At 75.5% G+C, this 23,760-nt stretch carries 26 protein-coding genes; 4 read left to right on the top strand and 22 right to left on the bottom strand.

The window, feature by feature from the left end; all coding sequences use genetic code 11:
• Positions 1–19 precede the first annotated feature (19 nt).
• Positions 20–982, top strand: coding sequence for a type I pantothenate kinase (coaA, locus tag Cpa01nite_RS12930; protein WP_308439377.1), 963 nt, complete (start codon positions 20–22; stop codon positions 980–982).
• 40 nt (positions 983–1,022) lie between these two features.
• Here coaA and Cpa01nite_RS12925 read toward each other — a convergent pair whose 3' ends face one another.
• The 7 genes from Cpa01nite_RS12925 to Cpa01nite_RS12895 form a co-directional block, all read right to left on the bottom strand.
• The gene (locus Cpa01nite_RS12925; protein WP_203669163.1) at positions 1,023–1,607 is read right to left on the bottom strand and encodes a hypothetical protein; all 585 of its coding nucleotides are present in this window, start codon (positions 1,605–1,607) and stop codon (positions 1,023–1,025) included.
• A 201-nt stretch (positions 1,608–1,808) separates the two neighbouring features.
• Complete coding sequence (locus Cpa01nite_RS18695) at positions 1,809–2,810, bottom strand: DedA family protein (RefSeq protein WP_239068753.1); 1,002 nt, start codon at positions 2,808–2,810, stop codon at positions 1,809–1,811.
• Between the two features lie 444 nt (positions 2,811–3,254).
• Positions 3,255–3,980: a peptide deformylase gene (locus Cpa01nite_RS12915; RefSeq protein ID WP_203669162.1), complete on the bottom strand. Its 726-nt coding sequence runs from the start codon at positions 3,978–3,980 to the stop codon at positions 3,255–3,257.
• Positions 3,981–3,991: 11 nt separating this feature from the next.
• Positions 3,992–5,341, bottom strand: a complete 1,350-nt coding sequence (gene glmM / locus Cpa01nite_RS12910; RefSeq protein ID WP_203669161.1) for a phosphoglucosamine mutase — start codon at positions 5,339–5,341, stop codon at positions 3,992–3,994.
• 146 nt (positions 5,342–5,487) lie between these two features.
• Positions 5,488–5,976: a 30S ribosomal protein S9 gene (rpsI, locus tag Cpa01nite_RS12905; RefSeq protein WP_147794329.1), complete on the bottom strand. Its 489-nt coding sequence runs from the start codon at positions 5,974–5,976 to the stop codon at positions 5,488–5,490.
• Positions 5,977–6,011: 35 nt separating this feature from the next.
• Positions 6,012–6,458, bottom strand: coding sequence for a 50S ribosomal protein L13 (rplM, locus tag Cpa01nite_RS12900; protein ID WP_147794330.1), 447 nt, complete (start codon positions 6,456–6,458; stop codon positions 6,012–6,014).
• Between the two features lie 209 nt (positions 6,459–6,667).
• Positions 6,668–8,362, bottom strand: coding sequence for an ATP-binding cassette domain-containing protein (locus Cpa01nite_RS12895; RefSeq protein WP_203669160.1), 1,695 nt, complete (start codon positions 8,360–8,362; stop codon positions 6,668–6,670).
• A gap of 88 nt (positions 8,363–8,450) precedes the next feature.
• Between Cpa01nite_RS12895 and Cpa01nite_RS12890 the strand changes: the two genes are divergently transcribed.
• Positions 8,451–8,870 (top strand): DUF5709 domain-containing protein, encoded by a 420-nt coding sequence (locus tag Cpa01nite_RS12890; protein ID WP_203669159.1) that lies wholly within the window; start codon positions 8,451–8,453, stop codon positions 8,868–8,870.
• A 73-nt stretch (positions 8,871–8,943) separates the two neighbouring features.
• Here Cpa01nite_RS12890 and Cpa01nite_RS12885 read toward each other — a convergent pair whose 3' ends face one another.
• Together Cpa01nite_RS12885 and Cpa01nite_RS12880 are read right to left on the bottom strand one after the other, a co-directional pair.
• Entirely contained in the window at positions 8,944–9,921 is a 978-nt protein-coding gene (locus tag Cpa01nite_RS12885) for a tRNA pseudouridine synthase A (RefSeq protein WP_203669158.1), read from the bottom strand.
• On the bottom strand, positions 9,918–11,279 hold the full coding sequence (locus Cpa01nite_RS12880) for an ADP-ribosylglycohydrolase family protein (RefSeq protein ID WP_239068752.1): 1,362 nt from the start codon (positions 11,277–11,279) through the stop codon (positions 9,918–9,920). The genes Cpa01nite_RS12885 and Cpa01nite_RS12880 overlap by 4 nt, the downstream gene beginning before the upstream one ends.
• 43 nt (positions 11,280–11,322) lie before the next feature.
• Between Cpa01nite_RS12880 and Cpa01nite_RS12875 the strand changes: the two genes are divergently transcribed.
• Complete coding sequence (locus Cpa01nite_RS12875) at positions 11,323–12,096, top strand: ROK family protein (RefSeq protein WP_203669157.1); 774 nt, start codon at positions 11,323–11,325, stop codon at positions 12,094–12,096.
• A 36-nt stretch (positions 12,097–12,132) separates the two neighbouring features.
• On the opposite strand, the gene Cpa01nite_RS12870 is transcribed toward Cpa01nite_RS12875, so the two are convergent.
• Entirely contained in the window at positions 12,133–12,564 is a 432-nt protein-coding gene (locus Cpa01nite_RS12870; protein WP_203669156.1) for a VOC family protein, read from the bottom strand.
• A 109-nt stretch (positions 12,565–12,673) separates the two neighbouring features.
• Here Cpa01nite_RS12870 and Cpa01nite_RS12865 point away from each other — a divergent pair, with 109 nt between their 5' ends.
• Positions 12,674–13,705 (top strand): helix-turn-helix transcriptional regulator, encoded by a 1,032-nt coding sequence (locus Cpa01nite_RS12865; RefSeq protein WP_203669155.1) that lies wholly within the window; start codon positions 12,674–12,676, stop codon positions 13,703–13,705.
• 136 nt (positions 13,706–13,841) lie between these two features.
• Here the strand turns inward: Cpa01nite_RS12865 and Cpa01nite_RS12860 are convergent, their stop codons facing one another.
• From Cpa01nite_RS12860 to rplO, 12 genes are all read right to left on the bottom strand, one after another.
• Complete coding sequence (locus tag Cpa01nite_RS12860; RefSeq protein ID WP_203669154.1) at positions 13,842–15,260, bottom strand: DUF222 domain-containing protein; 1,419 nt, start codon at positions 15,258–15,260, stop codon at positions 13,842–13,844.
• Positions 15,261–15,516: 256 nt separating this feature from the next.
• Positions 15,517–16,257, bottom strand: coding sequence for an alpha/beta fold hydrolase (locus Cpa01nite_RS12855; RefSeq protein ID WP_203669153.1), 741 nt, complete (start codon positions 16,255–16,257; stop codon positions 15,517–15,519).
• A 170-nt stretch (positions 16,258–16,427) separates the two neighbouring features.
• Entirely contained in the window at positions 16,428–16,970 is a 543-nt protein-coding gene (gene rplQ, locus Cpa01nite_RS12850; RefSeq protein WP_203669152.1) for a 50S ribosomal protein L17, read from the bottom strand.
• A gap of 69 nt (positions 16,971–17,039) precedes the next feature.
• A complete protein-coding gene (locus Cpa01nite_RS12845; protein WP_203669151.1) occupies positions 17,040–18,050 on the bottom strand; it encodes a DNA-directed RNA polymerase subunit alpha in 1,011 nt (336 codons plus the stop codon).
• Positions 18,051–18,195: 145 nt separating this feature from the next.
• The gene (rpsK, locus tag Cpa01nite_RS12840) at positions 18,196–18,597 is read right to left on the bottom strand and encodes a 30S ribosomal protein S11 (RefSeq protein ID WP_147794341.1); all 402 of its coding nucleotides are present in this window, start codon (positions 18,595–18,597) and stop codon (positions 18,196–18,198) included.
• 96 nt (positions 18,598–18,693) lie between these two features.
• Entirely contained in the window at positions 18,694–19,074 is a 381-nt protein-coding gene (gene rpsM / locus Cpa01nite_RS12835) for a 30S ribosomal protein S13 (protein WP_203669150.1), read from the bottom strand.
• Between the two features lie 200 nt (positions 19,075–19,274).
• The gene (rpmJ, locus tag Cpa01nite_RS12830) at positions 19,275–19,388 is read right to left on the bottom strand and encodes a 50S ribosomal protein L36 (RefSeq protein WP_013117849.1); all 114 of its coding nucleotides are present in this window, start codon (positions 19,386–19,388) and stop codon (positions 19,275–19,277) included.
• Between the two features lie 74 nt (positions 19,389–19,462).
• Positions 19,463–19,684 carry a translation initiation factor IF-1 gene (gene infA / locus Cpa01nite_RS12825; protein ID WP_020016137.1) on the bottom strand — a complete coding sequence of 74 codons (222 nt, stop codon included), beginning with the start codon at positions 19,682–19,684 and terminating at the stop codon, positions 19,463–19,465.
• A gap of 356 nt (positions 19,685–20,040) precedes the next feature.
• Positions 20,041–20,895, bottom strand: coding sequence for a type I methionyl aminopeptidase (gene map, locus Cpa01nite_RS12820; protein WP_203669149.1), 855 nt, complete (start codon positions 20,893–20,895; stop codon positions 20,041–20,043).
• A 14-nt stretch (positions 20,896–20,909) separates the two neighbouring features.
• Positions 20,910–21,506 carry an adenylate kinase gene (locus Cpa01nite_RS12815; RefSeq protein WP_203669148.1) on the bottom strand — a complete coding sequence of 199 codons (597 nt, stop codon included), beginning with the start codon at positions 21,504–21,506 and terminating at the stop codon, positions 20,910–20,912.
• The gene (gene secY / locus Cpa01nite_RS12810; RefSeq protein ID WP_203669147.1) at positions 21,503–22,798 is read right to left on the bottom strand and encodes a preprotein translocase subunit SecY; all 1,296 of its coding nucleotides are present in this window, start codon (positions 22,796–22,798) and stop codon (positions 21,503–21,505) included. The genes Cpa01nite_RS12815 and secY overlap by 4 nt, the downstream gene beginning before the upstream one ends.
• A 266-nt stretch (positions 22,799–23,064) precedes the next feature.
• Positions 23,065–23,760, bottom strand: a complete 696-nt coding sequence (rplO, locus tag Cpa01nite_RS18690) for a 50S ribosomal protein L15 (protein ID WP_239068751.1) — start codon at positions 23,758–23,760, stop codon at positions 23,065–23,067.

Raw genomic sequence — 23,760 nt, 5'->3', positions numbered from 1 at the left:
CATCGTGCAGAATCGTCGGGTGCGCGCCACCGACGTCCCCGGGCAGACCTCCCCGTACGTGGAGCTCGACCGGGAGTCGTGGGTCCGCCTCTCGGAGTCCACGCCCCTGCCGCTGACCGACGACGACGTCACCCGGCTGCGCGGGCTCGGCGACCCGATCGACCTGGCGGAGGTCGACGCGATCTACCGCCCGCTGTCCCGGCTGCTCGACCTGCACGTGACCGCGACCCGACGCCTGCACGCCGCGGCGTCGACCTTCCTGCGCGAGGACACCCCGCGCACCCCGTTCGTGATCGGCGTCGCGGGGTCGGTCGCGGTGGGCAAGTCGACGACGGCCCGCCTGCTCCGCGAGCTGATGGCGCGCTGGCCCGCGACCCCGAACGTCGCCCTGATGACCACCGACGGGTTCCTGCACCCGAACGCCGAGCTCGAGCGGCGCGGCCTGATGGACCGCAAGGGCTTCCCGGAGTCGTACGACCGGCGGGCGCTGCTGCAGTTCGTGTCGAAGGTCAAGGCCGGGCACGACGAGGTGCGGGCGCCGGTGTACGACCACGTCACCTACGACATCGTCCCGGGCGCCGAGGTCGTCGTGCGCCGCCCGGACGTGCTCATCGTGGAGGGCCTCAACGTCCTGCAGCCCGCGCCGTCCGCGGCCGGCACCTCCAGCACGTCGAACCTGGCGGTCAGCGACTTCTTCGACTTCTCGATCTACGTCGACGCCCGCACGTCCGACGTGCGGCAGTGGTACGTCGACCGGTTCCTGTCCCTGCGGTCGACGGCGTTCGCCCGGCCGGAGTCGTACTTCCACCGGTACGCCGGGCTGAGCGACGACGAGGCCGTCGCGCGCGCCGAGAGCATCTGGGACGCGATCAACGCGCCGAACCTGGTGCGGAACATCCTGCCGACCCGCAGCCGGGCGACGCTCGTGCTCACCAAGGGCGGCGACCACTCCGTGCGGCGCGTGCGGCTCCGCAAGCTCTGACCGACGCGGGCCGGGGCGGGCTCCCGTCCGGCCCGGGCCGTCAGCCCGGGGTCGGGGACGAGGTCGCGCGCGGCCCGACCAGCTCGACCGGGTAGTGCTCGACGTCCACGGCGTCGAGCGCGTCGAGCCCCTCCGTGACCGCCACGGGCAGGGCGCCGCACCCGCCGGCCGGCAGCGCGACGCGCACGGCGGCGCCGAGCGCGTCCACCAGCCACAGGTCCGCGCGGTCCGCGCCGTCCGCGCACGGCGAGGAGGAGGTGCCGGCCGCCGGCCGCGTCGTCGACCCGGTGAGCGCGGTGAGCAGCGGCCGGACGTCGCCCTCGAGGCGCGTGGCCGTCACCGCCGCCCACCGCCCGGCGGCGTCGGTCAGCGTCTCCCCCGTCGTGCACAGCACCGCCGAGACGGCCGCGAAGTCCTCGGGCACCGGCCCGGCCTCGGGCACGTCCGGGTGCGCGGTGCTGCCGGACGCGGCGCCGGCGAACCCGAGCGCGTCGAGCACCTGGGGCGCCAGGCAGTCCGCGCCCGACGACACCGCCGCGCGGGCGGACGCCCCGAGGCCCGCGTCCGCCGCGGACGACGCGGTGCCCCCGCCGCCCGAGCAGGCCGCGAGCGCGCCGAGGGCCAAGGCCGCGAGGCCGGCCGCCAGGGACCTCCGGGGTGCACGAGGACGCGGTGCCACCATCTCGCCGCTCCTCCGTCGCCCGTCCGCTGCCCAGGGCGAAGGCGCGGGCGTCTGCCCGGCCTCCGCCGTCGGGGGCGACGCCGTCGTGGCCCGCACCGAGCGTAGGCGCGGGCCGGGGACGGCCCGGGCGATGATGCCGGATCGTTAGCGGGCGGGGCCCGATCGTTGCCGGGACGTGACCCGGGGGTCGTCGCCGACGGCGCAGGCCGCTGCGGCGGTCGCGGCCGCCGCGGCGGCGCGGGGAGGGGCGACCGGAGCGCGGGGGCCGGGGGCGGGCCGGCCGTTGACCGGAGCCGGGCCCGGTGCCGGGGTGCCCGGTGCCGGGGTGCCCGTTGCCGGCGTACCCGCCGCCGCTCCCCGCGTCGCCGCGCCCCGCGACTCCGCGCCCCGTGCCGCCGCCCCCTGGGCCGCCGCACCGGGTGCCGGCGCGTTCGGAGCCGCGACGCCGGCGCTCGGCCCGCCGTCCGGTCCGTCGCCGCGGTCGGCGGCGCCGGCCTCGGCCGACCCCGCGCCCGCGCCGCGCCGGAACCGGTCCATGCCGGTCACGCGCCGCATGACCCAGTCGATCCCGATGCCGACCAGCGTGCCGACCACGACGCCGGCGACCACTGCGATCGCCGGGTGGTCCTCGAGCCACAGCCCGAAGCCCGCGCCGACCAGCGAGCCGTACGCCGCCCACGTCACGGCGGCCAGCGCGGTGAGCCCGACGAACCGCCTGCGCGGGTAGCCCAGCGCGCCCGCCGTCATGTTGACCGCCACGCGGCCCACGGGGATGTACCGCGCCGCCAGGATGAACGACGACCCGCGGTGCTCGAGCGCGTGCTCCGCCCAGGCCAGCGCCTTGCGGCCGCGCGGGGTGCGGAACACCTTGAGCCGGTGCACGTCGACCCGGGAGCCGATCAGGTAGGCGATCTGGTCGCCGGTGAAGGCGCCGAGCGCGGCGGCCAGCACGACGAGCGCGATGTTCGGCTCGCCGTGCGCCACCGCCAGCGACGACAGCGCGATGACCACGGACTCGCTCGGGATCGGCGGGAAGAAGCCGTCGATCGTGGCGAACAGGAACAGCGCCGGGAACACCCAGAGCGACTCGGCGAGGGCGGGCACCCACCCCTCGATGGCGCCGATCCAGTCCTGCAGCACGTTCATCAGCTCCCGGGTGTTGGGTGGCGGCCGCCGTCGGGCGGACCTGCCGGCGTCCTCCACGCTAGGAGGGCCCCGCGGGCCCCTACCATCGGGGACTCCCCCGAGTACCCCCTGGTCCTCCCCCCATCCTCACCGCGGGTCTCGCACCCCGGCATCGGCCCCGGGGACGACGTCGGGGACCCCCCGGGTCCGCCTCCCGGCGGACCGGCCGCGCCCCGTCGTCGGCCGGGAGCGGGCCGTGCCGCGCCGGTGCGGCACCTGTGCGTCGCCCGTGCGTCTGCTCGTCGGCCCAGCGAATCACGGGGCACCGACACGGGTCACGGGCTTTCGGTGACGGCCCGGTGAACGCTCCGGGCGGGATCCGCGGCGGACGTCCGCGGGGCGCCCGGGCACCGGAGCCCGCGCGGGGTGTCCGGGCACGCGCGACCCGCGCGGTCGCGGAGCGGGTCAGCCCTCCAGCGGGAACCCGAGCGTGCGCGCGGCCTCGGCCGGCCGGGGCTCCGTCGCCCAGTGCGCGCCGAGCTCGTCGGTCGCCGACAGCGACCGGGGGTGCGCCCGGTCGAGGTACAGCGTCCCGTTGAGATGGTCCGTCTCGTGCTGCACGATGCGTGCGGGCCAGCCCTGCACGACCTCGTCGAGCGCGGCGCCGGTCTCGTCGAGCCCGGTCAGCCGGAGCCGGCGCAGCCGCGGGACCACGGCCTGGTAGCCGACGACGCTGAGGCAGCCCTCGTAGAACGTCACCCGCTCCGGCTCCTCGCCGGGCACGGGCTCGTAGGCCGGGTTCACGAGCACGCGGAAGGCCAGCTCGGGCCGCTCGCGCACCCGCCCGACCTCGGTGTCGCCGGCGCCGGGGTCGGCGAGCACCGCGAGCGCGAGCGGCAGGCCGATCTGCGGCGCCGCGAGCCCCACGCCCGGGGCGGCGTGCATGGTGCGCCGCATCAGCGCGACCAGCGCCGCGAGCTCGTCGTCGCCCACCTGGCCGTCGAACGGCACCGCGCGCATCCGCAGCGCCGGGTGGCCGGCCTGGACGATCGGGACGGTGCCCGCCGGGTCGGCCGCGCCCGCGTCGAGCAGCCGCAGCACGTGCTCGCGCACGACCGCCGCCGGCCAGGTCGCCTGCGGCGCGCCGTCCGCCGCCGCACCCGGGCGCGCGCCGGCGCCGTCCGTCGTCATCCCGCCGCCCCTCAGAGCGCGAGGCGGTCGCGGACCACGTCCGCGAGCTGCCCGGCGACGCGGTCGGCGTCGTCCTGCGTCGCCGCCTCGACCATGACGCGGACCAGCGGCTCCGTGCCCGACGGGCGCAGCAGCACGCGGCCGGTCGACCCGAGCGAGGTCTGCGCGGCGCCCACGGCGGCCGCGACGTGCTCGTCGGTGCCGGCGCGGTCCTTATCGACCCCCGGGACGTTCACCAGCGTCTGCGGCAGCCGGCGGACGACACCCGCGAGCTCGCTCAGCTTCTGGCCGGTCGCCGCGACGCGGGACGCGAGCTGCAGCGCGGTCAGGGTGCCGTCGCCGGTCGTCGCGTGGTCCGCGAGGATCACGTGGCCGGACTGCTCGCCGCCCAGGCTGTACCCGTGCGCGCGCATGGCCTCGAGCACGTAGCGGTCGCCGACGCCGGTCTCGACGGTGCGGACGCCCGCCGCCTGCATCGCGAGGCGCAGGCCGAGGTTGCTCATCACCGTCACGACGAGCGTGTCGTGCGCCAGCGCGCCGCGCTCGCGCAGGTCCAGCGCCAGCACGCCCATGATCTGGTCGCCGTCCACGAGCGCGCCGGTGTGGTCGACCGCGAGGCAGCGGTCGGCGTCGCCGTCGAAGGCCACGCCGAGGTCGGCGCCGGAGGCCACGACCGCGGCCTGCAGCTGCTCGGGGTGCGTCGAGCCGCACGCCTCGTTGATGTTCCGGCCGTCGGGCGAGGCGTTGATGACCACCACGTCCGCGCCGGCCTCACGCAGGGCGGCGGGCCCGACCTCGGAGGCCGCGCCGTTCGCGCAGTCGACGGCCACGCGCAGGCCGGTCAGGTCGTGGGTCAGCGTGGACACGAGGTGCTCGACGTACTGCTCGCCGGCCCGCCCGGTGTCCGACCGGATCCGGCCCACGGCGGCACCGACCGGGCGCTCCCACTCGCCGCGCATGCGCTGCTCGATCGCGTCCTCGAGCTCGTCGTCGAGCTTGTGGCCGCCGCGCGCCAGGAACTTGATGCCGTTGTCCGGCATGGGGTTGTGCGACGCCGACAGGACGACGCCGAGGTCGACGTCGAGCGCGCCGGTGAGGTGCGCGATGGCGGGGGTCGGCAGCACGCCGACGTTCAGCACGTCCACGCCCGCGCTCGCCAGGCCGGCGGCCACGGCGGCGGACAGGAACTCGCCCGAGGCGCGCGGGTCGCGGCCCACCACGGCGCGCGGCCGGTGGCCGGCGAACTCGCCGCGCTGGCCGAGCACGTGCGCGGCCGCCACGGAGAGGTCGAGCGCCAGCTCGGCGGTCACGTCCCGGTTCGCCAGGCCGCGCACCCCGTCGGTGCCGAACAGTCGTGCCATCGAGGACTCCCTCGTCGTCGGGCCGCCTGCGCGGCCGGGTGCATCGTGCCAGGGGCGCGGCGCAGCGCGCAGCCCGGGCACCGGAACGGCCGATGGCCCCGAGGGTCCGCCCTCGGGGCCATCGGCCGCGGTCGCTGGTCCGGGGATCAGCGCTTGGAGTACTGCGGGGCCTTGCGGGCCTTCTTGAGACCGGCCTTCTTGCGCTCGACGACGCGCGGGTCGCGGGTCAGGAAGCCGGCCTTCTTGAGCGCCGGGCGGTTGTGCTCGGCGTCGATCTCGTTCAGCGCGCGGGCGATGCCCAGGCGCAGGGCGCCGGCCTGGCCGGTGACGCCGCCGCCGCTGATGCGGGCGATGACGTCGAAGCGGCCCTCGACCTCCACCAGCTTCAGCGGGGAGTTCACGAGCTGCTGGTGCACCTTGTTCGGGAAGTAGTCCTCGAGGGTGCGGCCGTTGATCTTCCACTGGCCGGTGCCGGGCACCAGGCGCACGCGGGCGATCGCCTCCTTGCGGCGGCCCAGGGCCTGACCCGGAGCCGTCAGGCTCTGGCCGCGGCCGGCCGGAGCGGCCGTCTCGGAGGTGTAGCTGCTGGGCGTCTCGCCGCCCTCAAGGTCGATGTCGACCGTGGTCTCGGCCATGTGTCTCGCGTCCTGTTCCGGTGTGCTCGAGGGCGTCAGCCCTGCGCGACCTGGGTGATCTCGAAGGGCTTCGGCTGCTGGGCGGCGTGCGGGTGCTCGGCACCGCGGTAGACCTTGAGCTTCGAGAGCTGCTGGCGGGCCAGCGAGGTCTTCGGGAGCATGCCACGCACGGCCTTCTCGACGGCACGCTCGGGGTGCTTGTCGAGCAGGTCGGTGTACGTGGTCGCCCGCAGACCACCCGGGAAGCCCGAGTGGCGGTAGGCGAGCTTGGTCTCGCGCTTGTTGCCGGTCAGCGCGACCTTGTCCGCGTTGATGACGATGACGAAGTCGCCGCCGTCCACGTGCGGGGCGAAGGTCGCCTTGTGCTTGCCGCGCAGCAGCGTGGCGACGTGGGTGGCGAGGCGGCCCAGGACGACATCGGTCGCGTCGATGACGTACCAGTTCCGCTGGACGTCGCCGGGCTTCGGGGTGTACGTGCGCACGGTCGTTGCCTTCTCTATGTCTCTGACTGTGTCCACGGCAATCCCGTAGAAGCCGGGGTCAGCCGATGAGTACCGTCGGTGCGTCGTCCGTGGACCGGTGAGTGGGAACGCACCAGGGTCGACACCGACGGACGCACAACGACTCACCAGGGTAGCCGCCGCGGCCGGGACCGGTCAAAGCGACGTCGGTCACCGGCCGGTGCGCCTGGTCAGCGCGCCCGCGCCACCCGGCCGGCGTCCCAGACCGGCTCCGGCGTCTCGACCACGGCCCCGTCCTCGCCGAACACGAGGAACCGGTCGAACCCGCGCGCGAACCACCGGTCGTGCGTCACGGCCAGCACCGTCCCCTCGAACGCGGCGAGCCCGGCCTCCAGCGCCTCCGCCGAGTGCAGGTCGAGGTTGTCGGTCGGCTCGTCGAGCAGCAGCAGGGTCGCCCCGCCGAGCTCCAGCAGCAGGATGTGGAACCGGGCCTGCTGCCCGCCGGACAGCGTCTCGTACCGCTGCTCGGCGGACGCGACCAGCTCGTAGCGGTCCAGCGCCTTGCTCGCGGGCTCGCGCCCCATGCCGGCCCGGCGACCCTCGCCGCGGTGCAGGATCTCCAGCAGCGTCCGGCCGGCGAACGCCGCGTCCTGCGCGTGCTGCCGGTTCTGCGCGAAGAACCCGGGGACGACCCGCGAGCCCAGCCGGGCGACACCGGTGTGCCGCACCGGGTCGATCGGGAGCTCGCCCTCGGCCGGACCCTGGTCGGGATGGGGGTCGGAGCCGCCCGCCGCCAGCAGCCGCAGGAAGTGCGACTTGCCCGACCCGTTCGAGCCGAGCACCGCCACGCGCTCGCCGAACCACACCTCGAGGTCGAACGGCCGCATCAGCCCGGTCAGCTCCAGCTGCTCGGCGACGACCGCGCGCTTGGCGGTCCGCCCGCCGCGGAGCCGCACCCGCACATGCTGGTCGTGCGCGACGACCTCCGGCGGCCCGGCCTCCTCGAACTTGCGCAGCCGGGTCTGCGCGGCGGAGTACCGCGACGCCAGCCCGTCGTTGAACGCCGCCTTCGTCTTCAGCGTGTTCACCAGCGTGACCAGCTTCTGGTGCTCCTCGTCCCAGCGGCGCGCGAGCTCGGCCAGCCGCTCGCGACGCGCCTCCCGGGCCTCGGTGTACGTGGTGAACGTGCCGCCGTGGATCCACACCGTCGCGCCGGTGCGCGCGGGCTCCAGCGTCGCGACGTGCGTCGGCACCCGCGACAGCAGCTCGCGGTCGTGGCTCACCAGCAGCACCGTCTTGGGGCTGTCGAGCAGCTTCCGCTCCAGCCACCGCTTGGTCGGCACGTCGAGCGCGTTGTCCGGCTCGTCGAGCAGCAGCACCTCCTGCGGGCCGCGCAGCAGCGCCTCCAGCACGAGCCGCTTCTGCTCCCCGCCCGAGAGCGTCCGCACCCCGCGGTGCTGCGCGGCGTCGAACGGGATCGACAGCACCGCGTCCGTCACCCGGTCCCAGTCCGCCTCGACCTCGTAGCCGCCGACGTCCGCCCAGTCCGCGAGCGCCTGCGCGTACCGCATCTGCGACGGCTCGTCGTCGACCTCCATCATCAGCAGCTCGGCGGCGGTGAGCTCCGCGGCCGCCGCGCCGATCGCGCCCGTCGCCAGCGACGCCAGCAGGTCGCGCACCGAGCGGTCGTCGGCGATCCGGCCCACGTCCTGCCGCATCACGCCCAGCCCGCCCGTGCGCACCACCGCGCCGTCGTGCGGCTGCTCGTCGCCCGCGACGATCCGCAGCAGCGTCGACTTCCCGGCGCCGTTCGGACCCACCAGCGCGGTGCGCTGCCCCTCGCCGACCCGCAGGTCGACGCCCCCGAGCAGCGGGCGGCCGTCGGGGAGCACGTAGCGCACGTCGTGCACCTCGAGATGACCCATGCCGCCGATCGTCCCAGGTCCGGGGGCTCGGACCCAAGCCGATCGGCGTGCGGTGGCAGCGCGCGGGGCGCGGTGCCAGGCTCGTCGCATGAGCGAGAACACCCCTGCCACGAGCACCGACGCCGCCACCGGCGCCGAGGGCGACGCGGACCAGCTGCCCGCCGAGGACACGCTGGTCGGCCGCGGCGTCGACGACCTGCTGGACGAGGGCTACAGCCCGCCGGAGCGCCCGCGCCCCGCCTCGAGCCACTTCGGCGAGACCCCCTGGGAGGAGTCGCGCGGCGAGACGCTCGACCAGCGCGTCGCCCAGGAGGAGCCGGAGGTCTGGGAGGACCCGGACCGCGCGCCGGACCCGTCCCGCGAGCCCGACCGCGCCGGCCGGCTGCTCGCGGACGAGGACGCCGTGGAGGCGGGCGGCAACGACCAGTTCGCGCTGGACGCGGGCGTCGACGGCGGCGCGGCGAGCGCCGAGGAGGCCGCCGTCCACATCGTCGACGAGGAGGACTGACTCCACCCTCCTCGCGGCGGGTGAGGGCGGGCGGCGGGCACGGGTGCGGGGGCACCGGGGTCCGCCGTCCGCGTCACTCCCCGTCGTCTCCCGCCGCGGAGGCCTCCGCGGCGCGCGCCGCGAGCGGGGGCGCGTGGACGTCGTCGGCCGACCGGAGCGCGCGCGTCCGCAGCTGGCGCTCGGCCAGCTCCGCGTCCGGCGGGTACACGACCTCCTCGAGCGTCAGCCCGTGCGCCGCGACCACCGCGCTGCCGGGGTCGCGCCGCCCGCCGACCAGCAGCTCGGCCGGCCAGTCCACGGACCGCCGGCCCTCCCCCACCGCCAGGCTCGCGCCGACGAGGGCACGCACCATCGAGTGGCAGAACGCGTCCGCGCGGACCGTCGCCACCACCAGCCCGGCGTCCGGCCCGTCCGCGGGCCGCTCCCACGTCAGCTCGTCGAGCGTGCGGATCGTCGTCGCTCCCGGCCGCGGCTTGCAGTAGGCGGCGAAGTCGTGCCGCCCGAGCACCCGGCCCGCCGCCTCGTGCATCGCGGCGACGTCCAGCGGCCGCCGCGTCCACAGCACGTGCGCCCGCCGCAGCGGGTCGCGCAGCGCCGGGTCGTCGCACACCCGGTAGGCGTACCGGCGCGCGACCGCCGAGAACCTCGCGTCGAACCCCTCGGGCGCGACCCGGACCCGCGTCGCCACGACGTCCGGCGGCAGCACCCCGCCCAGCCGGGTCAGCAGCGACTCCTCCGGCGTGCGGTCCGACCGGCCGGGCACCGCCGCCCACGCGCCGGGCGGGACGTCGACGTGCAGCACCTGGCCGCGCGCGTGCACGCCGGCGTCGGTGCGGCCGGCGACGGTCACCCGCGGCAGGGCGTCGCCCCGGTGCTCCGAGCGCAGCACCAGGGCGAGCCCGTCCTCGACGACGCCCTGCACGGTCCGCAGCCCGGGCTGGCGGGCCCAGCCGGCGAAGTCCGTGCCGTCGTAGGCGAGGTCGACGCGGACGCGCACGGGGGGCGCGTCGGGCGTCGCCGTCGGCGTCGCGTCGGGCGTCGGCGCGGTCACGGGACCACCACCGCCGCCGGCGCCTCGCCCGCAGGCAGCTGCACCACCGTCCCGCCGAACCGGGCCTCGCCCGCACGCAGCGGCCGCCCGTCGACCCACACCCGGCCCGCCAGCACCTCCGCCGACGCCGTCGTCCCGTCCGCGTACTGCGCGGTGAACCCGCCGGTGAACGACGTGTTGAAGAGACCGACCGGGCGGCCGGCGGAGTCCGTCACCCAGCGCGAGCACCAACCGCAGACGTGGCCCGCGTAGCGCTCGAAGAACGGCTCGCGCGTCCCGCACAGCGGGCACACCTGCTGCTCCGGCGTCCCGGGCACCCCGGGGCCGCCCTGCGCCGTCGCCCGGCCGAGCGCCCCCAGACGCCGCCCCGCCAGCCCGGGCCAGCCGTGCACCGCGCGCGCCCACACCGCCGGCACCGCGTCCTCGCCGTACCGCGCGCCCAGCAGCGCCCCGGCGATCGCCGCCACCGTGTCCGTGTCGCCGCCGATCCGCACCGCCGCCGCCAGCGCCAACGGCACGTGCACGCGGCCCGGGACCTCGACGCCCTCGGGCAGCGGCGGCACCGACCGGATGATCGCGTGCCACGCGGCCTGCAGCGCCGTGACCGTGAACCCGTTCGGGCGCAGATCCGACACCGGGCGCGCGGACGCCGCGTCGTCCAGCCAGCCGCGCCACGCCGCGCGGCGCTCCGGCGGCAGCAGGTCCAGGCCCGCGTGCACGTCCAGGCGCCGCTCCACCACGGCCAGCCGGACCGCCTCCGACCACAGCACGCACGAATCGCCCGCCAGCGGGTCCGGGTGGGTCAGCTCCGCGACCACGCGCGCGGCCGCGGCCGTCGCCGCGCGGTCGTCCAGCGCCACCAGTCCCACCACGCCCGTGCGCATCAGCGCGCCGTTGCCCGCCGTCCGGCCCGTCGCCGCGTGCAGCTCCGCAGCGGCCGCCCGCAGCCGCGCAGCCGGCGCGCCCGCCCGCCGGCCCGCGCCCGCGAGCACCGCCGCCGTCTGCGTCCCGACGTCGCTCGCCCCGCCCGTCCGCCACGCCTCGAAGCCCGCGGCGATCTCGTCCAGCTCCGCCTCCGAGCGCAGCCCGCCGCCGCGCGCCGCCACCCGGGCCACCACGACGGACATCTGCGTGTCGTCGCTCCACTCGCCCGGCGCGTACGGGCCCAGCCCGCCGCCGCGCATCACCGGCAGGTCGTCCGCCGCCGGCGGCTCCGCGAACTCGTAGGGCACCCCGAGCGCGTCACCCGCGGCCTGCGCGAGCAGCACGCCGGAGGCGCGGTCGAGCACCCCGCGGTCGAGGGGGCGGGCGCCGGGGGTCGTCTCGGCGAGGTCCGGGCGGAGGGGCTGGTCGGGCACGCCCCCGAGGGTACGGGCCGGCCGGCTGCTCTACCGTGGTCCGGTGCCCACGCCCGCCCCCACCCCGTACACGCTCGCCGTCGACTGCGGGGGCGGGGGCATCAAGGCGTCCGTGCTGGACGCCTCGGGCACGCTGCACGCCCCGGCCGTCCGGGTGCCCACGCCGTACCCGCTGCCGCCGTCGCGGCTCGTCGACACGATCGCGGACATCGCCGACCGGCTGCCGCCGTTCCAGCGGGCGACCGTCGGCATGCCCGGGATGATCCGGCACGGGGTCGTCGTCGCCACGCCGCACTACGTCACCCGGTCCGGGCCGCACACCCGGGTCGACCCCGAGCTCGTGGCGGCGTGGTCCGGCTTCGACATCCGCGCGGCCGTCGAGCAGCGCCTCGGCGTGCCGGCCCTCGTGCTCAACGACGCCGAGGTGCACGGCGCGGGCGTCGTGTCCGGCACCGGCGTCGAGCTCGTCCTGACCCTCGGCACCGGTCTCGGGTCGGCGCTGTTCGACGGCGGCCGGCTCGCCCCCCACCTCGAGTGGTCGCACGCGCCGGTCCGCCGTCTCACGACCTACGACGAGTACATCGGGCAGATCCAGCGCGCGCGGCTCGGCGACGGCCTGTGGTCCCGCCGCGTGCGCCAGGTGGTCGAGGGGCTGCGGCCCGTCGTCCTGTGGGACCGGCTGTACCTCGGCGGCGGCAACTCCCGGCAGATCACGCCGCAGGTGCTCGCCCGGCTCGGCGACGACGTGGTCGTCGTGCCGAACCAGGCGGGCATCGTCGGCGGCGTCCGGGCCTGGCAGCTGGGCGCCGACGCCTAACGTCGGCGCCCCGCCGCGCGCGCCCGGACGACGGGCTCAGCCGCCGTACGGCACCGCGACGTCCAGCACCCACGTGACGCCGAACCGGTCGCACACCATGCCGTAGAGCGGCGCCCACGGCGACGGGCCCAGCGGGACGACGACCGTCGCGCCCGCCTCCGGCGCCGCGAGCCGCTCCCAGCGCGCGGTGATCTCGTCGCCCGACGCGCTGCGCACCGAGACGTAGAACGCGTCCGTGCCCGCGTCCCACGGCCGGGACGCCGGGACGTCGAACGCCATGACGTGGAAGCCGTCGTCGGACAGCACCTGGCCCCACAGGACCTGGTCCGCCGCGGCCGGGTCCTCGGCCGCGCCGGCGTCGCCGTGCGTGACGACCGCCAGCTCGCCGCCGAACACGTCGCGGTAGTGCTCCAGGGCCGCGCGGGCGTCGCCGCGGAAGTTCAGGTGGGTCGTCGTGGTGAGGGTCATCGGTCACTCCGTCTCGCGGTGCGGTGCGCGGGCCGGGCGGCCGGCGCAGCACCCACACTGGCCATCCATCCGGACAGGTCGTGTCCGCTGTGCGCGGCAGACTGGGGACGTGCCCACGACCGCGCCCCGGCTGCTCGCCCTGCTCTCGCTGCTGCAGACCCGGCGGGACTGGCCCGCCGCCGTGCTCGCGGACCGGCTCGACGTCACCGACCGGACCGTGCGGCGCGACGTCGACCGGCTGCGCGAGCTCGGCTACCCGATCACCAGCACGCGGGGGCGCGAGGGCGGCTACCGGCTCGACGCCGGCACACGTCTGCCGCCGCTGCTGTTCGACGACGAGCAGGCCGTCGCGCTGACCGTCGCCCTGCGCACCGCCGCCGCCTCCGGGGCGGACGTGGGCGAGGCGGCCGAGCGCGCGCTGCGGACCGTGCGGCAGGTGCTGCCGGCGCGGCTCGCGCACCGGGTGGACGCCGTGCCGGTCACCGTGATGACGACGGCGCGTGCGTCGACCGTCGAGCCGGCGGTGCTGACCGCGCTCGGCGCGGCGGTGCGGGCGCGGGAGGTCCTGCGGTTCGGGTACGCCGGTGCCGGTGCGGGCGGGGGTCCGGGTTCGGGCGCGAGCGCCGCCGACGACGACGACGACAGCCCGACCCGCCGCGTCGAGCCGCACCACCTCGTCGCCCGCGGCGGCCGCTGGTACCTCGTGGCGTGGGACCTCGACCGCGCCGACTGGCGGGTGTTCCGCGCCGACCGGATCCGGCCGCGCGCGCCCGGCGGCGCCCGGTTCGCGCCGCGGGAGGTGCCGGGCGGTGACGTCGCGGCGTTCGTGGCCGCGCGGTTCCGGGGCGCGGAGGCGGGCGGCGACGGGGACTGGCCGTGCCGCGGCACCGTCCTGCTCGCCGCCGACGCCGGGGACGTCGCGCCGTTCGTGGCGGAGGGGTTCGTCGACGACGCTGGCGACGGCCGGTGCCGCGTGACGCTGGGGTCGTGGTCGTGGGTCGCCCTGGCCGCGGCGGTCGCACGGTTCGACGTCGAGATGCTCCGGGTCGAGCCGCAGGAGCTCGCCGAGGCGTGCGCCCGCCTGGCGGACCGGTTCGGCAGGGTCGCCGCGGAGACGGGTCCGCCGGGGGTGCCGGCGTGAGCCGCAACCCGGCGCGCACCGACCACGAGGCGTGACGGCCGAGCGGCACCACGTCGCCCGTCGATCGCCGAGCGGGCTCATCGCCGCGCGCCGAGCGGGCACGTCGCCGGGCGCCGTCGGAGCAGGGCGGCGGAGGTCAGAACGGCGGCGGCGTCGGTGGTGGTGACGGTGGTGGCGGTCCGGTGAGGTGCAGCGTCGGCTCCTCCGTGCCGGGCCGGACGCGGAAGCTGTGGCCGGTGGCGGTGTGCCAGATGAACTCCCCGGCGGTGCGCTGGCGCACGCGCACGACGCCGGCGGTCTTGAGCCGGTGGTGGGTGCGGCACTGCGGTCCGAGGTTGCCGTCGCTGGTCGTGCCGAGCGGGCGCGGCGGCGCGCCCTCGGGCGGAGGGTCGTACTCCTCGGTGTGGTCGAGGTCGCAGCGCGCGGCGGGCACCGAGCACCCGGGCCAGGAGCAGTACTTGTCCCGGTGCCGCACGTGGTCGGCCAGCGCGGCCGGAGGCCGGTAGGTGGTGCGCCCGACGTCCAGGACCGCGCCGGACAGCGGGTCGGTGACGATGCGCTGCCAGGTGGACCCGAGGTCCAGGGCGAGGGCGCGGGCCTGCTGGGCGGCGATCGGACCGTACCCGGCGAGGTCGGCCGGCTCGTCGCCGGCGCCCATCAGGGTCGTGAGCGGCACGGTGACGTGCACGACGGTGCGCGGGATGCTCGGGCACCCGTGACCGGACGCCGCCGGCGCGCCCGACGCCCCGCCGGCGTCGGCTACGGCGGGTCGGGCTGGGACCGTGCCGTCCGGAGCGACCGGCTGCGCGGAACGACCCAGCACGCGGTCGACGAGCTCGTCGGCCCGCAGCTGGTCCAGGGTCCTGCCGTCCCCGGCCTCCCGTGCCCGTCGCGCCAGGGCGTCGAGCACCGTGTCCACCTGCACCGCCTCGGCCGCCGGCAGCACCGCCCACATGCCGGCCATGCCGTCCTGGAGGACCTTCGGCCGGGACACCGCTCGACAGGACCGGGCGGTGCGGTGCCGGTCGGCTGCCCCGTCCGGGTCGACCCGGTCGAGCGCCCGCGCGACGTCGGTGCGGACCTGGGCGACGGACCGGCCCGCGCTCCGGGGCAGCACCTCGGCCTCCACGGCTGCGGCGACGTGGGCGGGCTCGTCACCGGCGCCCCGGACGATCGCCCGCGCCTTGGCCGGCTCGATCCGTCCGTCGGCCAGCGCCGCGCCGGTCCCGGCCAACGGCCCGGCGTACGCCCTGCCCTCGCGGATGAGCAGCTTCGCCTCGCCCGGGGGGACGAGCAGCCGTGCCGACAGGTCGGCCGCGGCGACGTCGGCGTGCACGAACGCGGTGCCCGCCGGCAGCGACCGGCAGACCGCGCGCAGGTCCGGGTGGTGCAGGTCCGGGTGCCGGTCCAGGGCCGCGGCCGCAGCCGTCGCGATCGCGTGGGCGTGCGCGCTCACCCGCCGGGCCTGGACGACCACCTCGCTCAGCTCGTAGGACGGCAGGGAGTCCAGGTCCACGGCGTCGAGCTCCGCCAGCAGGGCCGCCCCCGCCGGCATGGCGTCCAGCCGGTCGCCGAGACCCGCTCCCGCGCCCGGCGCCCCACCCGCGCCCGGTCCCCCACCCGCGCCCGGCGCCCCACCCGCGCCCGGCCCCCCGGCCGCGCTCGGCGCCCCACCCGGGGCGGCATGCGCACCGGCGCCGCGAGGCGTGGCGGCGGGGTGTTCCCGCAGGTGATCGGGCATACCACCACCGTACGGACGACCACCGACACACCACCGCGGCCGGACGGCCGCCTGGGGACGACGCGCGCCGTCACCCCTGTGGAGGACTCGCCGCCCCGTCGCCGCGCGCCGACACCGCGTCGACCGCCCCGAGCACCGCCCGGGTGAACCCCACGGGCGCGGTCAGCGACACCAGGTGCGTGGCCCTCGGCACCACGACGAGCCGCCCGTCCCGGCACGCCCGCAGGAACCGCCGCTCCTCGCCCCGGAAGTGGTCGTACCGGCCGTTGACCAGCCACACCGGCGCCGCGACCCGGGCCAGGTCCGCCACCGGCGTCGCGGCGCGCATCGCGCCCAGCACGTCGTCCATGACGTCGAGCGCGAACCCGCCCGCCGCCACGTCCCGTGCGGCCTCGGCGGACAGCACCCGGTCGACCATGCCCTGGTTCAGCCCGGCGCCCGCATCGGGCAGCCGCGCGATCCCCCGGGCGAGGATCGTCCACCCGTCGACCAGCGCGACGAGCGGCCGGGTCGAGCAGGCCGCCGCGACGAGGCCCGCGACCTGGTCCGGGCGCCGCGCCGCGTGCGCGATGCCGACGTACCCGCCGAGCGACAGCCCGACGACGAGCGCGCGCCCGCCGAGCGCGTCCACCCCGTCCGCGACGGCGTCGACCGCCCCGTCGAGCGTGAACCGCTCCCCGCGACGCTCCCCGTGCCCGGGGAGGTCGACGGCGAGCGCCGGGCAGCCGTACGCGCGCAGCGCCTCGACCTGCACCCGCCACATCGTCCGGGACGTCCGCAGCCCGTGCACCAGCACCACCGGAACGCCCATGCGGGCCACGCTACCGACGCCGGGCGCGCCCGCAGGGGTGCGCGAAACACCTCCGGGGTACCCACAGGGAGGGCACCGCGGGGTGTCTCGTGCACCCCGGGGCACGCGAGAGGGCCCGGGTCCCGCGAGCGTGCTCGCGGGACCCGGGCCCTCCCGGTGCTGACGTCAGGTCAGGCCTTGTCGGCCTCGTCCTTGGTGTCGGCGGCCTCGGCCTCGGGGGCGTCGGTGGCCTCCGTGGTCCCCTCGGCGGGGGTCTCCTCGACCGTGGTCTCCTCGGCGGGAGCCTCCTCGGCCTTCGGAGCCGCCTTCTGCGCGGCCTTGGTGGCCTCGCGGACGACGGCCTGCTTCGGCGAGACGGGCTCGAGCACGAGCTCGATCACGGCCATCGGCGCGTTGTCACCCTTGCGGGGGCCGATCTTGGTGATGCGGGTGTAGCCACCCTGGCGCTCGGCCATCTGCGGGGCGATCTCCACGAACAGCTCGTGGACGACCGACTTGTCGCGGACGACGGTCAGGACGCGGCGGCGGGCGTGCAGGTCGCCGCGCTTGGCGAACGTCACCAGGCGCTCGGCGAGCGGGCGCAGGCGCTTCGCCTTGGCCTCGGTCGTCGTGATGCGCTTGTGCTCGAACAGCGCCGTGGCCAGGTTGGCCAGGATCAGCCGCTCGTGCGCCGGGCCGCCACCGAGCCGGGGACCCTTGGTGGGCGTAGGCATGGTCTTTACTCCTTGGTTCCAGTGATGGGCCGGCCGGTCACGCTCGCGAGCGCGCCGGCCTCCCCGGCATCAGTACTGCTCGTCCTCGGTGAAGTCGCCCTCGTCGCCGTCGTAGTACGCGGCGGCGGTGGGGTCGAAGTCGAGCGGGCTGTCCTTGAGGGACAGGTTCAGCTCGGCCAGCTTCTCCTTGACCTCGGTGATCGACTTCGCACCGAAGTTGCGGATGTCGAGCAGGTCGGCCTCGGACCGCGCCACGAGCTCGCCCACCGAGTGGATGCCCTCGCGCTTGAGGCAGTTGTACGACCGGATGGTCAGCTGCAGGTCCTCGATCGGGAGCGCCAGGTCGGCGGCCAGGGCCGCGTCGGTCGGCGACGGGCCGATCTCGATGCCCTCGGCCTCGACGTTCAGCTCGCGGGCGAGGCCGAACAGCTCCACCAGCGTCTTGCCGGCGGACGCCAGGGCGTCGCGCGGGCTGATCGCCGGCTTGGTCTCGACGTCGACGATCAGCTTGTCGAAGTCGGTGCGCTGCTCGACGCGGGTCGCCTCGACCTTGTAGGTCACCTTGAGGACCGGCGAGTAGATCGAGTCGACCGGGATGCGGCCGATCTCGGCCTCGAACGACTTGTTCTGGTTCGCCGACACGTAGCCGCGGCCACGCTCGACGGTCAGCTCGATCTCGAGCTTGCCCTTCTCGTTCAGCGTCGCGAGGTGCAGGTCCGTGTTGTGGACCTCCACGCCGGCCGGCGGGACGATGTCGGCGGCGGTCACGTCACCCGCACCCTGCTTGCGCAGGTACATCACGACGGGCTCGTCGTTCTCCGAGGAGACGACGAGGTTCTTGATGTTGAGGATGATCTCGGTGACGTCCTCCTTGACGCCCGGCACCGTGCTGAACTCGTGCAGCACGCCGTCGATCCGGATGCTCGTCACGGCGGCGCCCGGGATGGACGACAGCAGGGTCCGGCGCAGGGAGTTGCCGAGCGTGTAGCCGAAGCCCGGCTCGAGCGGCTCGATGGAGAACCGCGAGCGGTACTCCGAGATGACCTCTTCGGTCAGGGTGGGGCGCTGTGCGATGAGCACTTCGGGGTTCCTCTCAGCGTGCGTCCGCCATATGACGCAGCGCAGGTACTCGCAGGGCGACGCGGGTCTCGGTCCACCCGCGCGACCGGCCGGCACCGCCGCGGGCGGGGGATCGCTCCCCCGCCCGCGGCGGCCCGGCTAGGGGTCAGACGCGGCGGCGCTTCGGCGGACGGCAGCCGTTGTGGGCCTGGGGCGTCACGTCCTGGATCGAGCCGACCTCGAGGCCGGCCGCGGTCAGGGAGCGGATCGCGGTCTCACGACCGGAGCCCGGGCCCTTGACGAAGACGTCGACCTTCTTCATGCCGTGCTCGGCGGCCTTGCGCGCAGCGGCCTCGGCGGCCATGCCCGCGGCGTACGGGGTCGACTTGCGCGAGCCCTTGAAGCCCACGTCGCCGCCCGACGCCCAGGAGATCACGGCGCCGCTGGGGTCCGTGATCGAGATGATGGTGTTGTTGAACGTGCTCTTGATGTGCGCCTGGCCGTGGGAGACGTTCTTCTTCTCCTTGCGGCGCGGCTTGCGCACGGAACTGCGGGTCTTCGGAGGCATCTGCTCGTTCTCTCTCGCTGCTGGTCGTGAGGTCGGTGCCCCGTCGCGGCGCGGGCGGCTGTCGTCGTGCGACAGGCCCGGCGGGCCGCGGGCGGGTTACTTCCGGCCGGCCTTCTTCTTGCCGGCGACGGTGCGCTTCGGGCCCTTGCGGGTACGCGCGTTGGTCTTGGTGCGCTGACCGCGCACCGGGAGGCCGCGGCGGTGACGCAGGCCCTCGTAGCTGCCGATCTCGACCTTGCGGCGGATGTCAGCGGCGACCTCGCGGCGGAGGTCACCCTCGAGCTTGAAGTTGCCCTCGAGGTAGTCGCGGAGGGTGACGAGCTGGGAGTCGTCCAGGTCCTTCACGCGGAGGTCCGGGCTGATGCCGGTCGCGGCCAGCGTCTGCTGGGCGCGGGTACGGCCGACGCCGTAGATGTAGGTGAGCGCGATCTCGAGCCGCTTCTCGCGGGGGAGGTCGACGCCGACAAGACGTGCCATGTGCCTTTCGGCTCCTTGGACTTCGATCGGAGGTCTGCCGCACCGTCCTCCCGCGGGTCTGCGGGCCCCGGCCTCCGAGCCGGGGGTTCACCGGTCGCGACCCGCGGTGCGGGTGCGCTGCCGGTTCGGCGATGCGCTGGTGCCGGCCCCTCAGGGTCCGGCGGGTGTGCTGCTCAGGTGCGTCCCGAGCGGCAGGGCACTCAGCCCTGGCGCTGCTTGTGGCGCAGGTTCTCGCAGATCACCTGGACGCGACCGTGCCGGCGGATCACCTTGCACTTGTCGCAGATCTTCTTGACGCTGGGCTTGACCTTCATGGCCTGTTCCTCCGCCGCCGAATGTGCCTGGCCCCTCTCGGGGAGCAGACCGACGGCGATGCTCGTTCGGTCGGTTACTTGTAGCGGTAGACGATGCGCCCGCGGGACAGGTCGTACGGGCTCAGCTCGACCACCACCCGGTCCTCCGGGAGGATCCGGATGTAGTGCTGGCGCATCTTGCCCGAGATGTGGGCGAGCACCTTGTGACCGTTGCTCAGCTCCACGCGGAACATCGCGTTCGGGAGAGCCTCGATCACGCTGCCCTCGATCTCGATGACACCGTCCTTCTTCGCCATGTCCTCCGCTAACTCTTGTCCTGAACTGCCGATCTCCGCGCCCTCGCGTCCCCCGGCGGTGCCGGCGGGCGGTTCGGACGTGGTGGGCGTGCCCCGGTCCCCGCCGGTGCGCGGCCCGTACGCGCGCGACCGCGGTGCGGTCGGGCTCGGACGGGACGTGCGACAGCGCGAGGGCGCACACCCAACGGACAATCATACGCCATCGGGCGCCCGCGAGGAAACGCGGTGGCGCTCCGTCAAGCGGACGCGCCGACCCCGGGCACGCCGTCGTCAACGCCGCCGGCGGCCGGGTTCTTCCCCGCGGCCCGGATGCGCCCCGGCGACGGGGTCCGGCGCGGCGCCGCGCGCGGGCGGCGTCAGCCGAGCGGCGCCACCGTCACGCCGCGCGCCGCGAGCTCCGCGGCGCCGCCGTCCACGGCCGTGAGCACCCAGATGCCGCCGTCGTGCAGCGCGACCGAGTGCTCCCAGTGCGCCGCGCGGGCGCCGTCCGCCGTCACGACCGTCCAGTCGTCGTCGAGCACCTCGGTGGCGTGACCGCCGCGGGTGATCATCGGCTCGACGGCCAGGCACATGCCGGCGCGCAGCTTCGGCCCGCGGTCCCGCGAGCGGTAGTTCAGCACGTCCGGCGGCTGGTGCATGGCGGAGCCGATGCCGTGCCCGACGTAGTCCTGCACGATGCCGAACGGCACGCCGCCGTTCAGAGCCGGGTCCGTGGCCGCGACCGCGTCCTCCACGGCGTCGCCCACCACCGCGAGCCGGTCGGCGAGGCCGCCGCCCTCGCCGGCGAGCGCGGCGATCCCGTCCCACATGGCCCGCTCGGTCAGCTCGGCCAGCGCGACGTCGGCCGGGTCGGCCTCGGGCAGCACCAGGGTGAGCGCCGAGTCGCCGTGCCAGCCCTCGACGATGGCGCCGCAGTCGATCGACACCACGTCGCCGGGCTCGAGGGCCCGGCCCGACGGGATGCCGTGCACGACCTCGTCGTTCACCGACACGCAGATGGTCGCCGGGTAGTCGTGGTACCCCAGGAACGACGGCTGCGCGCCGGCGTCGGCGATCACCGCGGCGGCGGCGCGGTCCAGGTCCGCCGTCGTGGCGCCCGGGACCGCGGCCGCGCGGGCCGCCGCCAGGGCGTCCGCGACCACGAGGCCGGCGCGCCGCATGAGCAGCACCTGCTCCGGCGTCTTGAGCTCGATCTTCTCGCGTCCGAACACGACGACCCCCGCGGTCAGCCGACCTGCGAGGCCAGGGCCCCGAGCAGGCGCTCGGTCACCTCGTCGACCTCGCCGATCCCGTCGACCCGCACCAGCAGGCCGCGCTCGGCGTAGACGCCCGAGATGGGCGCCGTCTGCTCCGCGTAGACGTCCAGCCGGCGGCGGATCACCGGCTCGGTGTCGTCCGCGCGGCCCTCGATCTCGGCGCGCTTCAGCAGCCGCTCGACGACGACGTCCGCGTCGGCCGTGATCTCCAGCGCGGCGTCCAGGGCGCGGCCGGCGTCCGTGAGGATCGCGTCGAGCTCGCCGACCTGGGCGACGTTGCGCGGGTAGCCGTCGAGCAGGAAGCCCTGCGCGGCGTCCGGCTGCGCGAGCCGGTCGCGCACCATCGCGTTGGTGACCTCGTCCGGGACGAGCTCGCCGCGCGCCGTGTACTCCTGCGCGGTGCGGCCGAGCTCGGTGCCGCCCTTGATGTTGGCGCGGAAGATGTCGCCGGTCGAGATCGCCGGGACGCCGAGCCGCTCGGCCAGGCGCGCGGCCTGGGTGCCCTTGCCGGCCCCGGGGGGACCCAGCAGGACGAGACGGGCGGTGGAGCCGGAGGCGGAGCTCATCGGAGGAACCCTTCGTAGTGGCGCTGCTCGAGCTGCGACTGGATCTGCTTCACCGTCTCGAGGCCGACGCCCACGACGATGAGGATCGACGAGCCGCCGAACGGGATGTTCGTGCCGACGCCCAGGACGATGAAGGCGATCGTCGGGATCAGCGCGACCAGCGCGAGGTAGATGGACCCGGGCGCGGTGATGCGGGTGATCACGTAGTCCAGGTACTCGGCCGTCGGGCGGCCGGCGCGGATGCCGGGGATGAACCCGCCGTACCGCTTCATGTTGTCCGCGACCTCGTCCGGGTTGAACGTGATCGCCGTGTAGAAGTAGCAGAAGAAGATGATCAGCACGACGTACAGCGCGATGTGCAGCGGGGCGCCCGGGTCGGCGAGGTTGTTCGCGACCCACACGCGCCAGCCGGCCGTCTGGTCGCCGAAGCCGGCGAGCAGCGCGGGGACCTGCAGCAGCGAGGACGCGAAGATCACCGGGATGACGCCGGCCATGTTGATCTTGATCGGGATGTAGGTCGAGGACCCGCCGTAGGTGCGGCGGCCGACCATGCGCTTGGCGTACTGCACCGGGATCCGGCGCTGGGACTGCTCGACGAAGACGACCAGCGCGATCACCAGGACGATGATCGCCATGACGACGAGGAACGCGCCGATGCCGCCGGAGCCGCCCGCGATCGACCACATGGCGCCCGGGAAGGACGCGGCGATCGAGGTGAAGATCAGCAGCGACATGCCGTTGCCGACGCCGCGCTCGGTGATGAGCTCGCCCAGCCACATGATGAGCCCGGTGCCCGCGGTCATCGTGATGATCATGAGCAGCGTCGTCGTGATGCTGCCGTCCGGGATCACGTCGACGCCGCAGCCCGGGAACAGCTGGCCGTTGCGGGCCGTGATGATGACGGTCGTCGACTGCAGGACCGCGAGGCCGATCGTCAGGTACCGCGTGTACTGCGTGAGCTTCGCGGTGCCGGACTGGCCCTCCTTGTGCAGGGCCTCGAACCGCGGGATCACCACGCGCAGCAGCTGGATGATGATGCTCGCGGTGATGTAGGGCATGATCCCGAGCGCGAACACCGACAGCTGCAGCAGCGCACCGCCGCTGAACAGGTTCACCAGGCCCAGCAGCGAGTTGGACTCGGTCTGGTCGATGCAGATCTGCACGTTCGGGTAGGACACGCCCGGCGTCGGCAGGAACGAGCCGACCCGGAAGACCACCATGATCCCGACGGTGAACAGCAGCTTGCGCCGCAGGTCGGGTGTCCTGAACGCCCGCACGAATGCGCTGAGCACGTGTCCTCCTGCTCCGCCGAAGCGGGATGTCGAGTGGTGACCGGCCGGGTTCTCGCGCGCCGGTCCGCCGTCGGCCGGGCGCTCGGAGCGCCCGACGCCCTGCCGAACCCTAACGGACTTCCGCCGCAGGGTGGGCATCGCCCCGCGGCCGTGCGGCGGGGGCGCGTGGGGGACGAGTCCGACGCGGCGGTCGGTCCCGGTCCCCCGGAAAAGCCGAACGGGGCCGGCGGGGCGTGGAGCCCTCGCCGACCCCGTTCGTCAGGGAGTCAGTCCTGCGCGACGCTGCCGCCGGCGGCCAGGATCTTCTCCTTGGCCGAGCCGGAGTACGCGTCGACGGCCACGGTCAGCTTGACCGTGAGCTCGCCGGTGCCGAGCACCTTGACGGGCTGGCCCTTGCGGACCGCGCCCTTCTCGACGAGGTCCGCCACCGTGACGTCGCCGCCCTCGGGGTACAGCGCCGACAGCTTGTCCAGGTTCACGACCTGGTACTCGACCCGGAACGGGTTCTTGAAGCCGCGGAGCTTGGGCAGCCGCATGTGCAGCGGCATCTGCCCGCCCTCGAAGCGCTCCGGCACCTGGTACCGGGCCTTGGTGCCCTTGGTACCGCGACCGGCGGTCTTGCCCTTGGACGCCTCACCACGACCCACGCGGGTCTTGGCGGTCTTGGCACCCGGGGCCGGACGCAGGTGGTGCACCTTGAGCGTGCCGCCGGCACCCTCGGTCGCCTTCGCCTCGGCCTTGTCGGCCTTGGCGGCGGCGGCCTTCGGGGCCTTCGCCTTCGCAGCCGGCTTCTCCTCGGCAGCCGCCTCGGCCTCGGCCTTCGCCTTGCTCGTGCGGGCCGGGGCCTTGCGGGCCGGCTTCTCGGCGGCGGACGACTCGGTCGCCGTCGCCTTCTTGGCGCGCGTGGCCTTGGGAGCCGCGGCAGCGGTCTCCTCGACCTTCTCGGTCTCCTTCTCCGCCAT

Origin of the sequence: Cellulomonas pakistanensis (assembly GCF_016862755.1) — a bacterium.
Taxonomy (GTDB): domain Bacteria; phylum Actinomycetota; class Actinomycetes; order Actinomycetales; family Cellulomonadaceae; genus Cellulomonas; species Cellulomonas pakistanensis.
Note: the sequence above shows the minus strand (reverse complement) of the source record. Positions and strands in the feature narration are given on the sequence as shown.

Bases quoted from the DNA above. Each gene is read 5' to 3' on its own strand.
- Cpa01nite_RS18695 (WP_239068753.1), bottom strand. From the start codon at position 2,810: ATGAACGTGCTGCAGGACTGGATCGGCGCCATCGAGGGGTGGGTGCCC.
- Cpa01nite_RS12915 (WP_203669162.1), bottom strand. From the start codon at position 3,980: ATGACGACGGACGGCGCCGGCGCGCGCCCGGGTGCGGCGGCGGACGGC.
- glmM (WP_203669161.1), bottom strand. From the start codon at position 5,341: ATGGCACGACTGTTCGGCACCGACGGGGTGCGCGGCCTGGCGAACCGG.
- rpsI (WP_147794329.1), bottom strand. From the start codon at position 5,976: ATGGCCGAGACCACGGTCGACATCGACCTTGAGGGCGGCGAGACGCCC.
- Cpa01nite_RS12895 (WP_203669160.1), bottom strand. From the start codon at position 8,362: ATGGGTCATCTCGAGGTGCACGACGTGCGCTACGTGCTCCCCGACGGC.
- Cpa01nite_RS12890 (WP_203669159.1), top strand. From the start codon at position 8,451: ATGAGCGAGAACACCCCTGCCACGAGCACCGACGCCGCCACCGGCGCC.
- Cpa01nite_RS12870 (WP_203669156.1), bottom strand. From the start codon at position 12,564: ATGACCCTCACCACGACGACCCACCTGAACTTCCGCGGCGACGCCCGC.
- Cpa01nite_RS12860 (WP_203669154.1), bottom strand. From the start codon at position 15,260: ATGCCGGCGGGGGCGGCCCTGCTGGCGGAGCTCGACGCCGTGGACCTG.
- Cpa01nite_RS12855 (WP_203669153.1), bottom strand. From the start codon at position 16,257: ATGGGCGTTCCGGTGGTGCTGGTGCACGGGCTGCGGACGTCCCGGACG.
- rplQ (WP_203669152.1), bottom strand. From the start codon at position 16,970: ATGCCTACGCCCACCAAGGGTCCCCGGCTCGGTGGCGGCCCGGCGCAC.
- rpsK (WP_147794341.1), bottom strand. From the start codon at position 18,597: ATGCCTCCGAAGACCCGCAGTTCCGTGCGCAAGCCGCGCCGCAAGGAG.
- rpsM (WP_203669150.1), bottom strand. From the start codon at position 19,074: ATGGCACGTCTTGTCGGCGTCGACCTCCCCCGCGAGAAGCGGCTCGAG.
- rpmJ (WP_013117849.1), bottom strand. From the start codon at position 19,388: ATGAAGGTCAAGCCCAGCGTCAAGAAGATCTGCGACAAGTGCAAGGTG.
- infA (WP_020016137.1), bottom strand. From the start codon at position 19,684: ATGGCGAAGAAGGACGGTGTCATCGAGATCGAGGGCAGCGTGATCGAG.
- Cpa01nite_RS12815 (WP_203669148.1), bottom strand. From the start codon at position 21,506: ATGAGCTCCGCCTCCGGCTCCACCGCCCGTCTCGTCCTGCTGGGTCCC.
- rplO (WP_239068751.1), bottom strand. From the start codon at position 23,760: ATGGCGGAGAAGGAGACCGAGAAGGTCGAGGAGACCGCTGCCGCGGCT.